At 73.2% G+C, this 15,072-nt stretch carries 13 protein-coding genes; 4 read left to right on the top strand and 9 right to left on the bottom strand.

Annotated features, from left to right (window positions below; all coding sequences use genetic code 11):
• From AQJ66_RS28150 to ssd, 7 genes are all read right to left on the bottom strand, one after another.
• A partial coding sequence (locus AQJ66_RS28150; protein WP_079060483.1) for an Rv3654c family TadE-like protein occupies window positions 1-419 on the bottom strand: 419 nt, incomplete at its 3' end.
• Between the two features lie 14 nt (window positions 420-433).
• Entirely contained in the window at window positions 434-886 is a 453-nt protein-coding gene (locus tag AQJ66_RS28145; RefSeq protein WP_244162959.1) for a TadE family type IV pilus minor pilin, read from the bottom strand.
• 22 nt (window positions 887-908) lie between these two features.
• Entirely contained in the window at window positions 909-1,109 is a 201-nt protein-coding gene (locus AQJ66_RS37855) for a DUF4244 domain-containing protein (RefSeq protein WP_079060477.1), read from the bottom strand.
• Between the two features lie 59 nt (window positions 1,110-1,168).
• On the bottom strand, window positions 1,169-1,954 hold the full coding sequence (locus AQJ66_RS28140) for a type II secretion system F family protein (RefSeq protein ID WP_061927646.1): 786 nt from the start codon (window positions 1,952-1,954) through the stop codon (window positions 1,169-1,171).
• Window positions 1,951-2,814, bottom strand: coding sequence for a type II secretion system F family protein (locus tag AQJ66_RS28135; protein WP_061927680.1), 864 nt, complete (start codon window positions 2,812-2,814; stop codon window positions 1,951-1,953). The genes AQJ66_RS28140 and AQJ66_RS28135 overlap by 4 nt, the downstream gene beginning before the upstream one ends.
• A 5-nt stretch (window positions 2,815-2,819) precedes the next feature.
• A complete protein-coding gene (locus AQJ66_RS28130; protein WP_061927644.1) occupies window positions 2,820-4,013 on the bottom strand; it encodes a TadA family conjugal transfer-associated ATPase in 1,194 nt (397 codons plus the stop codon).
• On the bottom strand, window positions 4,010-5,116 hold the full coding sequence (gene ssd / locus AQJ66_RS28125) for a septum site-determining protein Ssd (protein ID WP_061927643.1): 1,107 nt from the start codon (window positions 5,114-5,116) through the stop codon (window positions 4,010-4,012). Before ssd ends, AQJ66_RS28130 begins: the two co-directional genes overlap by 4 nt.
• A 604-nt stretch (window positions 5,117-5,720) precedes the next feature.
• On the opposite strand from ssd, the gene AQJ66_RS28120 reads away from it, so the two are divergent.
• The gene (locus AQJ66_RS28120; protein WP_061927642.1) at window positions 5,721-6,554 is read left to right on the top strand and encodes an HAD family hydrolase; all 834 of its coding nucleotides are present in this window, start codon (window positions 5,721-5,723) and stop codon (window positions 6,552-6,554) included.
• Between the two features lie 364 nt (window positions 6,555-6,918).
• On the opposite strand, the gene AQJ66_RS28115 is transcribed toward AQJ66_RS28120, so the two are convergent.
• Entirely contained in the window at window positions 6,919-7,743 is an 825-nt protein-coding gene (locus AQJ66_RS28115) for a Fic family protein (RefSeq protein ID WP_061927641.1), read from the bottom strand.
• A gap of 100 nt (window positions 7,744-7,843) precedes the next feature.
• On the opposite strand from AQJ66_RS28115, the gene AQJ66_RS28110 reads away from it, so the two are divergent.
• Window positions 7,844-8,824, top strand: coding sequence for an ATP-binding protein (locus tag AQJ66_RS28110; RefSeq protein WP_208611475.1), 981 nt, complete (start codon window positions 7,844-7,846; stop codon window positions 8,822-8,824).
• A gap of 3 nt (window positions 8,825-8,827) precedes the next feature.
• Here the strand turns inward: AQJ66_RS28110 and AQJ66_RS28105 are convergent, their stop codons facing one another.
• The gene (locus AQJ66_RS28105; RefSeq protein ID WP_061927638.1) at window positions 8,828-10,093 is read right to left on the bottom strand and encodes a polysaccharide deacetylase family protein; all 1,266 of its coding nucleotides are present in this window, start codon (window positions 10,091-10,093) and stop codon (window positions 8,828-8,830) included.
• Between the two features lie 339 nt (window positions 10,094-10,432).
• Between AQJ66_RS28105 and AQJ66_RS28100 the strand changes: the two genes are divergently transcribed.
• Window positions 10,433-12,814, top strand: a complete 2,382-nt coding sequence (locus AQJ66_RS28100; protein ID WP_061927636.1) for a SulP family inorganic anion transporter — start codon at window positions 10,433-10,435, stop codon at window positions 12,812-12,814.
• Window positions 12,815-12,931: 117 nt separating this feature from the next.
• Entirely contained in the window at window positions 12,932-14,887 is a 1,956-nt protein-coding gene (gene acs / locus AQJ66_RS28095; RefSeq protein WP_061927634.1) for an acetate--CoA ligase, read from the top strand.
• Window positions 14,888-15,072: the final 185 nt, after the last annotated feature.

Here is a 15,072-nt window from a genome sequence, read left to right as displayed (position 1 = left end):
CCGGCGGCCGGCGGTGGCCGCTCGGGGCCCGAGTCGGCCGGCCCCGCTCTGGCCCGGACCCGGGCCGTGAACGGCCCCCGTCCCGACGCCGCCGTCACGTCGGAGGTCTCGCCCACGAGCGCGCACCGCACCAGCCGTGTCGCCTGGGCCGCCGCCACCCGCTCCGCCCGGGCGCAGGCCGCCGCGCCGCCCTCGGCCCAGTGGTCCGCCGCCGCGAGCGCCGCCAGGTCCGCGCCGCCGGCCGCCCGGTGCCGGACGACGACGGCCTGACCTAGGGCGAGGTCGGCGCCGAAGACCACGCACAGCACGGCGATCACCCCCAGACTCCAGACGCTGGCGGACCCGCGATCGGCGCGCCGGAGGGCTCGCAACCGACGCGTCAGCGGCTCCCCGCGCCTCGGGCGCCGCGTCCGGTTCATCACCGGCATCCGCTTCATCGCCCGGGCTCCCCCGCTCCGGCGGTCGTACCCGAGCCGGCGTCCGCTCTTCCCCGGGCTTCGTCCGGGGCAGCGCGGGAGCCCGCCCCCGGCACTTTCTCCGTCGTCGGCGCGGATCCGCCCGGCGCCGCTGCGACGGCGTCCTCGGCAGCCGCCACGGCCACCTCCCGCAGCTCGAACGGCAGTCCGCTCAGGACGGGCGGTCTGGCCACCACCGTCACCCGGACCTGATCACCCGAGCGGCCGACCGTGACCCGCGCCCCACGCGGTGCCGCGTCCCGGGTCACCCGCACCACCGCCGCGCGCGGGTCCTGCCGGGCGGCGGCCCGGGCGCCCGTGCGGGCGGCGTCCACGCACTGGATCCGGGCCGCCACCACGAGCAGCGACCAGACCAGCGCCATGGTGAACGCCACCAGCACCGACAGCACCATGGCCGCCTCCGCGGTCACGAAGCCCCGGTCTCCGCCGCGCTCACATCCGCGCACTGAGGGCTCGTTTCACGATGGCCTGCAGCTCCGCCTTGACCTGGCCGCTGGTGACGACCTCGTAGAGCAGCACCGCGAACCCGACCGCCGCGACGATCCCCATCGCGTACTCGGACGTCACCATTCCCGCGTCCCGCCGGCACCGCTGCCGCAGGGCTGTCCACAGCTTTCCTGCCTTCTCACGCATCTCAAGCACCTTCCGTCCGGATCCGTTGTCCACATCGCCTGCGTTGCCAGCCGCTTCCGTCAGCCACCACCCCCTGCCATCACGCCGCCCGCCAGGCCGATCACCACGGGCAGGACACCGATGGCGATGAACGCGGGCAGGAAGCACAGGCCCACCGGCGCGGAGACCAGTACGGCCGCCCGGCGTGCCCTGGCCGTGGCGGTCCTGGCCCACTCCGCGCGTGCGTCCGAGGCGAGCCGGGCCACCGGCCCGGCCGCGGGCAGCCCGGACTCGTCGGCGCGCTCCAGCAGGCGGGCCAGCGGCCCGGCGCCGGGCAGTGCGGCCAACCGGAGCCAGGCGTCCGCCGGTTCGCCCCCGAGCCGTACCTCGGCCGCTCCCCGGGCCAGCGCCTCCCCGACGGGGCCGCCGAGGGCCTCGCCCACGGCATGCGCGGCGATCACCGGTCCGGCGCCGGCCGCGATGCAGGCTGCCAGCAGGTCCGCGGCGAGCGGGAGTTGCCGGGCGGCCGACTCGGTGCCGGTCCGCTCCGCCGGACCCGCAGCCGCCTGCCGGCACCGCCACCGCCACAGCCCCGCGGCGACGGCGAGGCCCACGAACGCGCCGGGCACCCCACCGACCAGCACCCCCGCACCACACCCGGCTCCCACCACGGGCAGCCATCGCCGCGCCAGGTCCGCGACAGGCGGGGAGGGTTCGGGTTCGGCGGTCTTCAGCGCCAGCAGTTCGGCCACCCGCCGCCGTGCCCGCCGCCGGCGCCGGGTCAGATCCACCCGCCACACCGCCCAGCCAGCGGCCAGGGCCACGGCCGCGGCCGTCCCCAGCCTGTGGACGACGTCCCCGCTCATACCGCCTCAGCTCCCCGTACGATCCGCGCCACCCACCACATCCCGGCCCCTTCGAACACCGCTCCGGCCACCAGACAGCCCAGACCGGCTCCGCTGTGCAGCAGCACGCGCAGCGGACGGGCGCCCATGGCCGAGCCGAGCAGCAGCCCGACGGCGGGCAGGGCGGCCAGCAGCAGTGCCGTCGCCCGGGCGCCCGCCAACTGGGCGCGCAGGTCGGCACGCTGGTCCCGCTCGGCGCGCAGGGCACCGTCCAGCCGGTCGAGGCCGGCCGCGAGCCCTGCGCCCTGGTCCACGGCCACCCGCCAGCAGGCGGCGAGGCCCGACAGCCCCTCGGCGCCCGGCTGCCGGGCCGCGACAGCCAGCGCGCCCGGCACGTCACCGCCGAACCGCGCCGCGGCGACCACGGCCGCCTGCGCCTCCCCGAGTCCGCCGGAGTCGCGCGCGGCCCGCAGCAGGGCCTCACCGGGCTGCCGTCCCGCCCGCACCTCCCCGGCGAGCGCCCCGCACAGGCCGATCACCGCATCCGCGCGCCGCTCCCGGTCCCGTCCGGCCCGACGGGCCAGCCGCAGCCGGCGCAGCACCGGCACCCCGGCCGCCCCCGCGACGACCGGAATCGGTGAGGCGCCCAGCAGCCCGAGCAGCAGACCGGCCACGAGCGACCACCACTCGGCGCCCAACCGTTCGTACCGCCCGCGCAGTTCACCGAGAGCCTGCTCCCAGGAGGGCGGGCCGGTCGCCACCACGCCACCGCCGGCCAGCAGCAGCCGCGCCCGCCGCATCCCGTAGTGCCTGCCGCCCAGCAGCCACACCGCGGCCCCCACGCAGGCCAGCGCCGCGCCCAGAGAGGTCTCCGTGCTCACGTCCGTCACTTCTCCGCCTCCCCACTCGCGAACCCGCCGCTCAGCAACTCCCGCAGCCGCTCCCAGCCGCGCTCGCGGACGAAGGCCCGCGCGTCCCAGCGCAGCGCCGGTACCGTCCGCACCAGCCCCGAGCCGTCCCGTTCCAGCACGTGCACCTCGGCGATCCGGCGCCGCCCGGACCCGTCCCGGACGAGGTGGAGCACCACCGACAGGGCGGCCGCGACCTGGCTGTGCAGGGCGGCCCGGTCCAGCCCTGCCGCCGTACCGAGGGCCTCCAGGCGGGCGGGCACGTCCGCGGCCGCGTTGGCGTGGACGGTGCCGCAGCCGTCGTGGCCGGTGTTGAGCGCGGCCAGCAGGTGCACCACCTCGGGCCCGCGCACCTCGCCGATGACCAGCCGGTCGGGCCGCATCCGCAGCGCCTGCCGGACGAGGTCCTCCAGGGTGACCAGTCCCGCGCCCTCCTGGTTGGCGGGTCTGGTCTCGAGCTGTACGACGTGCGGGTGGTCCGGTCGGAGCTCGGCCGAGTCCTCGGCGAGCACGATGCGTTCGCCGGGCCCGGCCAGCCCGAGCAGGGCGCTGAGCAGGGTCGTCTTGCCGCTGCCGGTGCCGCCGCTGACGAGGAAGGACAGCCGGGCCGCCATGAGCGCCCGCAGGATCCGCTCGCCGCCGGGCGGCACGGTGCCCGCCTCGACCAGTTCCTCGAGGGTGAACGCCCGGGGCCGGACGACCCGCAGGGACAGGCAGGTGCAGCCGACGGCCACCGGGGGCAGCACGGCGTGCAGCCGGGTCCCGTCGGGCAGCCGGGCGTCGGCCCAGGGCCGCGCGTCGTCCAGCCGGCGTCCGGCCACGGCGGCCAGCCGCTGCGCGAGGCGTCGTACGGCCGCCGCGTCGGGGAAGGTGACCCCCGTCCGCTCCAGGCCGCCGCCGCGGTCCACCCAGACCCGGTCCGGGGCACACACCAGGACGTCGGTGACGCTCGGGTCGGCGAGCAGCGGCTCCAGGGGGCCGCTGCCGACCAGTTCCGACCGCAACTGCTCCGCCGCGCCGAGGACTTCCGCGTCACCCAGCACCCGGCCCTGGTCGCGCAGCGCCTGCGCCACGCGCGCGGGTGTGGGTTCGGCCCCGCTCTCGGCCAGCCGGCGCCGTACTCCGTCGAGCAGGGCCGCGCCGTCGGCCCGGTCGAGCCCGGGGAGCGTCATCGGGTGCCTCCCGCCTCGACCAGGGTCTGCTCCCAGAAGGTGGCGCAGAACCGGGCCAGGGGCCCGCGGCCGCCGGCGCCGGGCGGTTTCGCGGTGCCGCGCGGACGCAGCAGGGCCGGTTCTACGGGCACCTCGCCGGCCAGGGGCAGGCCGAGCAGCCGGGCCACCTCACGGTCGTCGAGTCCCGGCGCGTACGGCCCGCGCACCGCGACCCGCAGGTCCCGGACGACCATGCCCATCGCCGAGGCCACCCGTCCGGCGGCCGCCACCGCGCGCAGTTCGGCCGGGACGACGAGCAGGACGAGGTCGAGCTGGGCGAGGGCCTCGGCGACCCCGTCGTCCAGGTGGCGCGGGAGGTCGACGACGACCGTGCCGCCGCGCCGCCGGGCGGCGGCGAGCACCGCGCGCACGGCCTGGGGCGGCACGGAGACGCTGTCGCCGCGGTCCCAGCTGAGCACCCGGAGGGCGTGCAGCCGGGGCAGCGACTCCTCCAGCGCGCCGCCGCCGAGACGGCCGCGCGAGGCGGCGAAGGCGGGCCAGCGCAGCCCGTCCGCGCTCTCCCCGCCGAGGAGGACGTCGAGCCCACCGCCGAGCGGGTCGGCGTCCACGAGGAGGGTGCGCAGCCCTTCGCGCGCTGAGGTGACGGCGAGCGCGCAGGCCAGTGTGGACGCCCCTGCCCCGCCGCGGCCGCCGACGACCCCGACGGTGAGGGCCGGGCGGCCGACGCCCTCGGCGACGTCGGCGATCCGGTCGACGAGCCACTGCTCGCCGTCGGGCAGCATCAGGACGTGGTCGGCACCGATCTCGACGGCCCGGCGCCACACCCCGGAGTCGTCCTGGTCCCGGCCGACGAGCACCACGTCGCGCCGGCGCGCGGCCCCGCGCACCCGGCGGGCGGCGTCGTCGCCGACCAGGACGAGCGGGGCCGATTCCCAGCCCCCGCCGTGGTCGGGCACCCCGTGGTGCACCTCGGGTGTGGCGCCCGCGGCCGCGCACAGGCGCAGCAGGTCGTCGAGGAGCCCGGCGTCCTCGGTGACGATGAGCGGCCGGCCCGGCCGGCCCGCGGTGCCGGACGACGGGTCGTGGGTGACGGTTCCGGTCACGTGTGGTCCCCCTTCGCTGTGCCTTCCGCGCAGCCCCTCGGGCCGCGTGATTCCGATAGATGTGGAGAACCGGCAGGGCGGCCTCCATATGAACGGCCGAATGGAACCGGCCAAACACGCCCCGGCAATCGGAACCGGCCATGAACTGCCGCGGTCGGAGCGCGCTGGAATCACGGTGCAGCGAACCGGGAAATCGTGTGGATCTTGGTGGAAAACCGTGGAGAACTCAGCGGCTGTGAATATCTCCGTCACCCAAACCGGTGACCTCCCGCCGGCGCCTGTACGGGCTGCCGCGGGCAGCCCGCGGAACTGCCGCAGCGCAGCGCAGCGATTACCCTGAGTAACGGATCATGGGTGCAGCAGAGCCGGGCGTGAAGCCCCACGGGCAGCGGCCCAGTCGGTTGAAGAAGAAAGGAAAACCCACCCGGACATGCGACGACCCCCGCCGGGGGGGAGAGCGGGGGTCGTCCCCACGGCCGACTCGGGGGGGGAGGAGTCGGGCCGGGTTAGCACGGTCGCGAACGATCCGTGACTTCCATGGTGTACCCGAGAGCCCTCTCAGGCAAACCCACGCGCCCCACCTTACGCCGAATGGTGGGCGCCTATGCTCAGGGACGTGGAAAACCACTCCTTCCCCCGCGCAGCGGCCTTCTTCGACCTGGACAAGACGGTCATTGCGAAGTCGAGCACACTCACCTTCGGCAAGTCCTTCTACCAGGGCGGCCTGATCAGCCGCAGGGCGGCACTGCGAACCGCGTACGCCCAGTTCGTCTTCCTGGCCGGCGGCCTCGACCACGACCAGATGGAGCGGATGCGCGAGTACCTGTCCGCGCTGGTTCGCGGCTGGAACGTCCAGCACGTGAAGGAGATCGTCGCCGAGACCCTGCACGACCTGATCGACCCGATCATCTACGACGAGGCCGCCTCCCTCATCGAGGAGCACCACACGGCCGGCCGCGACGTCGTGATCGTGTCCACCTCGGGCGCCGAGGTGGTGGAGCCGATCGGCGAACTGCTTGGCGCGGACCGGGTGGTGGCGACCCGCATGGTGGTCGGCGAGGACGGCTGCTTCACGGGGGAAGTGGAGTACTACGCCTACGGCCCGACCAAGGCCGAGGCGGTCAGGGAGCTGGCCGCGTCCGAGGGGTACGACCTCGACCGCTGCTACGCCTACAGCGACTCGGCGACCGACCTGCCGATGCTCCAGGAGGTCGGGCATCCGCACGCCGTGAACCCGGACCGGGCGCTGCGCCGCGAGGCACTCGCGCGCGAGTGGCCGATCCTCGAGTTCCGCCGGCCGGTCCGGCTCAAGCAGCGACTGCCCGGGTTCTCCGTGCCGCCCCGCCCGGCCCTGGTCGCGGCGGCGGCCATAGGGGCGGCGGCCGCGACCGCGGGCCTCGTCTGGTACACCAGCCGGCGCCGCAACGTCGCCTCCTGACCGGTTCACCCCTGTTTGCAGTGAAAGTGAAGAAGTGCGGGCAGGGGTTCCGCTTGCTCCCGGCTTGCAGTACAAAGGATGCAACGGCCCGCGTGACCACAGGACATCCGAGAGGATCCCCTATCACGACGCACTGGCCCCACGGACCGCGCAGGAACACCGGGCACCCACGCGACGTCGACCCGTCGATTACGGGCCAGCCGCACCAGGTGACGGGCGAAGTTCCCGACCTGATGGGCGATATATCGAGGACGCTTGGTAACCCGGTGGGAATGCCAGCGGCGGTACGAGCACTCGTACCGCCGCATTCCGTTTCCGGGCGGATTCCGTTCGCTCAGCCGCCCCGGCGCACGCGCTCCGGCGCTCAGGCCGCCCCGCGCTGCAGCGCCTCGCACACCGCGGTCGACTCGCGCACGCCCAGATCCACCGCGCGGCCGCAGTGGCCGATCCACGCCGCCATGCCTTCCGGGGTACCCGAGACGTACCCGTCCAGCGCGGCGAGGTAGGAGGCGCGGCCGAGTTCCGCGTGACCCACCTCCGCCGGACAGACCGCCTTCGGGTCGAGACCGCTGCCGATCAGCACGATCCGCTCGGCCGCGCGCGCGACCACGCCGTTGTACGAGGTGAAGGGCCGCAGCGCGAGCAGCTCGCCGTGCACCACGGCGGCCGTCACCAGCGCCGGGGCCGAGCTGCCCGCGATGATCAGGTCCGCGAGTCCCTCGAGCCGGCCCGAGACCTCCCGGGCGTCCGGCAGCGGCAGCTCGATCAGCGGCTCGTCGACCGGCTCGCCCGCCTGCCGCGGCCGTCCGACCGCCCCGTCCTCGCTCGCCGCGGCCACCAGGTGCAGCCGGGCCAGCACCCTGAGCGGCGACTGGCGCCAGATGGACAGCAGCTGGCCCGCCTCGGCCGTCAGCCTGAGCGCCGCTCCGATGACGCGCGCCTCGGCGTCCGCGCTGAAGTCGGTGCGCCGCCGCACCTCCTCCAGCGCCCAGTCGGCGCCGGACAGCGCCGCCGAGCCGCGGGCGCCGCGCAGCGCGGCCTCGGAGGTGATCTCGTTGCTGCGGCGCCGCATGACGCGGTGCCCGTACACCCGGTCCACGGCCTTGCGCACGGACTCCACGGACTCGGCCACGCCGGGCAGCGAGCCCAGGGCCGCGAGCGGATCGGCGGACGCGCCTGTCGTACTCATGAGTACGACCCTACGCACCTCTCGCCCGCACCCCACGAAGGAGTGGTCTTCTTCACTCCGAACGCCACATAGAGCAATCACGCTACTACGCTTGGTGAACATGAAAATTGCTTTCGTCGGGAAGGGCGGCAGCGGCAAGACCACGCTCTCCTCCCTGTTCGTCCGCCACCTCGTCGCCGCCGGCGCGCCGGTGGTCGCCATCGACGCGGACATCAACCAGCACCTCGGCCCCGCACTCGGCCTCGAGGACGCGGAGGCGGCCGCCCTGCCCGCCCTGGGCGAACGGCTGACGCTGATCAAGGACTACCTGCGCGGCTGCAACCCGCGTATCGGCTCCGCCGCCACGATGATCAAGACGACCCCGCCCGGGGAGGGTTCCCGGCTGGTCGGGGTGCGCGAGCCCAACGCGATCTACGACGCCTGCGCGCGCCCGGTGGAACTCGACGGCGGCGCCGCCCGTTTGATGGTCACCGGCCCCTTCACGGACGCCGACCTGGGGGTCGCCTGCTACCACTCCAAGACGGGAGCGGTGGAGCTGTACCTGAACCACCTCGTCGACGGCCCCGACGAGTACGTCGTGGTCGACATGACGGCGGGTTCGGACTCCTTCGCCTCCGGCCTGTTCACCCGCTTCGACATGACGTTCGTCGTCGCCGAGCCGACCCGGAAGGGGGTCTCCGTCTACCGCCAGTACAAGGAGTACGCCCGCGACTTCGGCGTGGCCCTGAAGGTCGTCGGGAACAAGGTCCAGGCACAGGACGACATCGACTTCCTCCGCGCGGAGGCCGGGGACGACCTGCTGGTGACGGTCGGGCACTCGGACTGGGTGCGCGCCATGGAGAAGGGCCGCCCGCCCCGGTTCGACCTCCTGGAGGAGGCCAACTCCCGTGCGCTGAGGACACTGCGGGCCGCCGCCGACGCCACCTACGAACTGCGCGACTGGGAGCGCTACACGCGCCAGATGGTGCACTTCCACGTGAAGAACGCCGAGGCGTGGGGCAACGAGCGCACCGGGGCCGACCTGGCGGCGCAGGTCGACCCCGGCTTCGTCCTCAGCGAGGGCGTGGCAACTCCCGCGTGAGGCCTACTGTCTGACGGCCGGGGCCCCGGGAACGCCCTTCGGCGCCGGGGCCGGATGGCCGGAGAGGAAGGACGCCCAGCCCTGCCGGGGCGCCTCGCCCACCTCCAGGGTGCGCAGCCGCTTCAGCGTCTGCGGGTCCTGTGCGTCCAGCCAGTCGACGAGCTGGTGGAAGGAGACGCAGCGCACCTCGGGCTTGTTGCACACCTCCTTCACCACCTCGTCGACGGCCCGCATGTAGGTGCCGCCGTTCCAGGACTCGAAGTGGTTGCCGATGATCAGGGGCGCGCGGTTGCCGTCGTAGGCGCGGTAGAAGCCCTTGAGCAGGCCGTCGCGCATCTGGTCGCCCCAGTAGTCGAACTTGTCCGGGTCGCCCTGGGTCTGGGTGCCGGACTGGTTGACCATGAAGTTGTAGTCCATGGTCAGCTGCTCGTAGGTGTGTCCCGGGAAGGGGACCAGCTGCATCGACACGTCCCACAGCCCTTCCCGCTTCTTGGGCCACACCTGGTTGTTGACCCCGCTGGAGTCGTAGCGGAAGCCCATCTGGCTCGCCGCCTTGACGAAGTTCTTCTGGCCTTCGAGGCAGGGGGTGCGGGCGCCGATCAGTTCCTTGTCGTAGTCGAAGGGCAGCGGGGCGGACCTCGTCATGCCGGTGTTGGTCTTCCAGTTCTTCACAAACGCCTTCGCCTGGGCGATCTCGCTCTTCCACTCCTCCACGGACCACTCGCCGACCCCGCCGTCGGGGCCGCAGAAGTGGCCGTTGAAGTGCGTGCCGATCTCGTTGCCCTCGAGCCAGGCCAGCCGCACCTGCTTGAGGGTGTCCGCGATGCCCTGCTCGTCGTTGAAGCCGATCTCCGAGCTGCCCGGCTCGTGCTGCGGCGGCTTGTACAGGTCCCGCTTCTCCTTCGGCAGCATGTAGACGCCGCTGAGGAAGTAGGTCATCGTCGCGTGGTTCTCCTTGGCGACCTTGCGGAAGTGGGAGAACAGCTTCTGACTGTCCTCCCCCGCCCCGTCCCAGGAGAAGACCACGAACTGCGGGGGCTTCTCACCGGGCTTCAGCCGCTCCGGGACGGGCAGGTGCGGCTGCGCACCGGTGTAGGCGGTGGATCCGTCGCCGATCAGGCGGAGCACGCTGTTGGGTGCCGGAGCTCCTTTCTGCGGGCCGGACGTTCCTTCTTCGGAGCCGTGGGAGCCGGTCGAGCAACCGGCCAACGACGCGGCGCAGGCCGCGGCGGCCATGGCGCCGGCGGCGATCCTCTGGGTGGCGGCCATGTTCCGCCCACCTTCTTCCTTCTCTCAGGCACACGCTGATGAGGGTGTTTTCTGGCGTTCTGCCGGTTCTGTGCCGACAGTGCGGTCAAGGTCGCACGGGACCAAAAGGGGAATTAATACGACAAGCCGATGAACTGCTTGGTTCACACGCAGAGGTGACAAAGCGGTCCATTCGCACTGAAAAGCTATGCCTGACCTTTACTCTGCATTACGGTTCGTTTACCGAGCGTTGATCTCATCCCGCCGCTGTACGCCGTGACCCCACGGCCGCGACCGACCCCCGCACCCGACGGGGCACCCAACCAGTCCGCGACCGCGCCACCCGGAGGAGACGGGACCATGTCAGCCTGCGCACCCCCGCACACCCAGCACTCCCACCCGCCGCACAGCCCGCCGCCCGCCCGGCGCCGCCGCTTCCGCCCGCAGGGCGCCGACGTGTCGGCGTCCGTCGCGGTGTTCCTCATCGCGCTGCCCCTGTCCCTCGGCATCGCCCTGGCCACCGGTGCCCCGCTGCGGGCCGGCCTCGTCGCCGCCGCCGTCGGCGGGCTCGTCGCTGGACGGCTCGGCGGCTGCCCGCTGCAGGTCAGCGGCCCCGCCGCCGGGCTCACGGTGGTCACCGCCGACCTGATCCACCGCTACGGCTGGCAGGCCACCTGCGGCATCACCGTCCTCGCCGGACTCGCCCAACTGGGCCTCGGCTGCCTGCGCGTGGCCCGCGGCGCGCTCGCCGTCAGCCCCGCCGTGGTCCACGGGATGCTCGCCGGCATCGGCATCACCATCGCCGTGGCCCAGCTGCACATCGTCCTCGGCGGCAGCCCGGACAGCTCTGTCCTCGCCAACCTGCTGGCCCTCCCCGCCCAGTTGGCCCGCCTGGACCCGGCCGCCGTGTCGATGAGCGCACTGACCCTGACCCTGCTGCTGGCCTGGCCGCGCGTCCCCGGCCGCGCCGGCAGCCTGCTGCGCCGGATCCCGGCCCCCCTGGTCGCCGTCGCCGGGGCCACCGCCACAGCGGCACTGGCCGGGCTGGCGCTGCCCCGGGTCGACCTGCCGTCCTGGCGCAGTCACGCCCTGGCCGGACTGCCCGAGGGGCCGGTGCTCGGCATCGCCGCCGCCGTGCTCAGCACGACCCTGGTGTGCAGCGTGCAGTCGCTGCTCGGCGCGGTCGCCGTGGACAAGCTGGTCGCGTCCCGTCCCGGACCCCAGGCCCGCGTAGGCCGCTCGGACCTGGACCGCGAGCTGCTGGGGCAGGGAGCCGCCAACATCGTCTCCGGAGCGCTCGGCGGACTGCCCGTCGCGGGTGTGGCCGTGCGGAGTTCGGCGAATGTGAACTCCGGTGCCGTGAGCCGGAACTCGACGATGTTCCACGGCGTTCTCGTAGTAGTCGCCGCGCTGCTGATGGTCCCGCTCCTGGAACGGATCCCGCTCTCCTCGCTCGCCGCCCTGGTGATGGCCGTCGGCATCCAGATGGTGTCCCTGCACCACATCCGCACGGTGACCCGCCACCGTGAAGTGCCGGTGTACGCCGCCACCACACTCGGGGTGGTGTTCCTCGGCGTCCTGCAGGGCGTGGCCCTCGGGGTCGCCGTGGCGGTCGCCCTCGCCCTGCGCCGCCTCACCCGCACCCGCATCACGCACGACGAGAAGGAAGGAGTCCATCACGTCCGCGTAAGAGGCCAGTTGACGTTCCTGGCCGTCCCCCGGCTCAGCAGAGCCCTGCACCTCGTGCCCCACGGCGCCCCTGCCGTGGTGGAGTTGGACGGTTCGTTCATGGACCACGCGGCGTACGAGTCACTGCAGGACTGGCGCAGCGCCCACACCGCGCGCGGGGGTACCGCCGAGCTGACCGGACGGCGCAGCGCGGTCCGGGCCGACGCCCCGACCCCGCGGCCGGCGTGCCGGTGCCGGCCCTGGACGCCCTGGCGCAACCACCAGACCTGCTTCACCGGGGTGCCGGCGGCCCCCGCCACGCCGGCCTCCCACGAGCTCGCCCGCGGCATCAGCTCCTTCCAGCGCAACACCGCGCCGCTGGTGCGCGAGGAGCTGGCTCGGCTGGCGCGGGAGGGGCAGCGGCCCTCGCAGCTCTTCCTCACCTGTGCCGACTCCCGGCTCGTCACGTCGATGATCACGGCCAGTGGTCCCGGCGACCTGTTCGTCGTCCGCAACGTCGGCAACCTGGTGCCGCCGCCGGGCGAGGAGCACGGCGACGACTCGGTGGCGGCCGCCGTCGAGTACGCGGTGGACGTGCTCGGGGTGCGGTCCATCACGGTGTGCGGGCACTCCGGGTGCGGGGCCATGCAGGCGCTGCTGACCGCCGGGCCCGGGGGTGCGCCGACCCCGCTGCGGCGGTGGCTGAGGCACGGCCTGCCGAGCCTGGAGCGGATGGCCGGCGACCTCCGCGCCCGGCCCCGGCTGGCCGCGCGGGCGCCCGCGGACGCTGTGGAGCAGCTGTGCCTGACCAACGTGGTCCAGCAGTTGGAGCACCTGCGGGCCCACACCCCGGTCGCACGGGCGCTGGCGGCCGGTGCGCTCGAGCTGCACGGGATGTACTTCCACGTGGGCGAGGCACAGGCGTATCTGCTCGCGGGGAAGGCGGACGGCGAGGTGTTCGAGCACGTGCCGCAGGAGGCAGGAGAACGGCATGGGAAAGGGGTGACGGAAGAAGTGAGAGACGAGGTCGGAGGGGCCATGAAGGCGGCGGAGAAGGTGCACGGCCGGTCGTGAGCAGCCCACCGCACGACAGGTCTAAACCAATATTCCCGTCAACCCTTGTCATCGACCCGTCACGTCTGATGAGCTGTGGCCTGGGACACAATGGACACCCCGGGAAAGGGAGATGTCGTGAGCAACGAGAGCCTGGCCAACCTTCTGAAGGAGGAGCGACGCTTCGCGCCGCCCGCTGACCTGGCCGCGAACGCCAACGTCACGGCGGAGGCTTACGAAGAGGCCAAGGCTGACCGGCTCGGCTTCTGGGCGGAGCAGGCCCGTCGGCTGACCTGGGCCAAGGAACCGACCGAGACGCTGGACTGGTCCAACCCGCCGTTCGCGAAGTGGTTCAAGGACGGCGAGCTGAACGTCGCGTACAACTGCGTGGACCGGCACGTCGAGGCCGGGCACGGGGACCGGGTCGCCATCCACTTCGAGGGCGAGCCCGGCGACAGCCGGTCGATCACCTACGCGGAGCTGAAGGACGAGGTCTGCAGGGCCGCCAACGCCCTGCTGGAGCTCGGTGTCCGCAAGGGTGACCGGGTCGCCATCTACATGCCGATGATCCCGGAGACCGCGATCGCGATGCTGGCCTCGGCCCGGATCGGCGCCGCGCACTCGGTCGTCTTCGGCGGCTTCTCGGCCGACGCGCTCGCGACCCGGATCCAGGACGCGGATGCCAGGATCGTCATCACCTCCGACGGCGGCTGGCGGCGCGGCAAGGCGTCCGCGCTCAAGCCGGCCGTCGACGAGGCGATCGCCAAGGTCGACAACGTCGAGCACGTGCTCGTGGTGCGCCGCACCGGCCAGGACGTGGCCTGGGACGGCGAGCGGGACGTGTGGTGGCACGACCTGGTGGGACGGCAGTCCGCCGAGCACACCCCGGAGGCGTTCGAGGCGGAGCACCCGCTGTTCATCCTCTACACCTCGGGCACGACCGGTAAGCCGAAGGGCATCCTGCACACCTCCGGCGGCTACCTCACGCAGACGGCGTACACGCACTGGGCGGTCTTCGACCTCAAGCCGGAGACCGACGTCTACTGGTGCACGGCCGACGTCGGCTGGGTCACCGGCCACTCGTACATCGTCTACGGCCCGCTGGCCAACGGCGCGACCCAGGTCATGTACGAGGGCACGCCGGACACCCCGCACCAGGGCCGGTTCTGGGAGATCGTGGAGAAGTACCGGGTCACGGTCCTCTACACCGCGCCGACCGCGATCCGCACGTTCATGAAGTGGGGCGACCACATCCCCGCCGACTTCGACCTGTCCTCCCTGCGGGTGCTCGGGTCCGTCGGCGAGCCGATCAACCCCGAGGCGTGGATCTGGTACCGCAAGAACATCGGGGCGGACCGGACGCCGGTCGTGGACACCTGGTGGCAGACCGAGACCGGCGCGATGATGATCTCGCCGCTGCCCGGCGTCACCGAGGCCAAGCCCGGCTCGGCGCAGCGCGCCCTGCCCGGCATCTCCGCGACGGTCGTCGACGACGAGGCCAACGAGGTGCCCAACGGCGGCGGTGGCTACCTGGTGCTCACCGAGCCGTGGCCGTCGATGCTGCGCACCATCTGGGGCGACGACCAGCGGTTCATCGACACCTACTGGTCGCGGTTCGAGGGCAAGTACTTCGCCGGTGACGGCGCGAAGAAGGACGACGACGGCGACATCTGGCTCCTCGGCCGGGTGGACGACGTCATGCTGGTCTCCGGTCACAACATCTCCACCACCGAGGTGGAGTCGGCGCTCGTCTCGCACCCGTCGGTCGCCGAGGCGGCCGTCGTCGGCGCCACCGACGAGACCACCGGCCAGGCCATCGTCGCCTTCGTCATCCTGCGCGGCACCGCGTCGGAGGACGAGAAGCTGATCGGCGAGCTGCGCGACCACGTCGGTGCCACGCTCGGCCCGATCGCGAAGCCGAAGCGGATCCTGCCGGTGGCGGAGCTGCCGAAGACCCGCTCCGGCAAGATCATGCGCCGGCTGCTGCGGGACGTGGCCGAGAACCGCCAGCTCGGTGACGTCACCACGCTGACCGACTCCACGGTCATGGACCTCATCCAGTCCCAGCTCCCGGCGGCACCGAGCGAGGACTGACGGAGGACTGACGGAGGGCTGACAGAGAGCTCACGAGGAGCTGAGAAAGAGTGCCGAGAGGGGGCGCGAGCGCCGGTGGAGCGCCCCCTCTCGCGCGCCGCACCGACCGCACAAGGTAAAGCCGGGTAAACTGGCAGCTCCATGGTGTGCCGGGAAGTCTGGTCGGCGAGGCCGTCGGCGACCCC

The organism is Streptomyces bungoensis, from assembly GCF_001514215.1.
GTDB lineage: Bacteria > Actinomycetota > Actinomycetes > Streptomycetales > Streptomycetaceae > Streptomyces > Streptomyces bungoensis.
The sequence above is the reverse complement of the archived record's forward strand: the minus strand, read 5'-3'. Positions and strand labels throughout refer to the sequence as shown.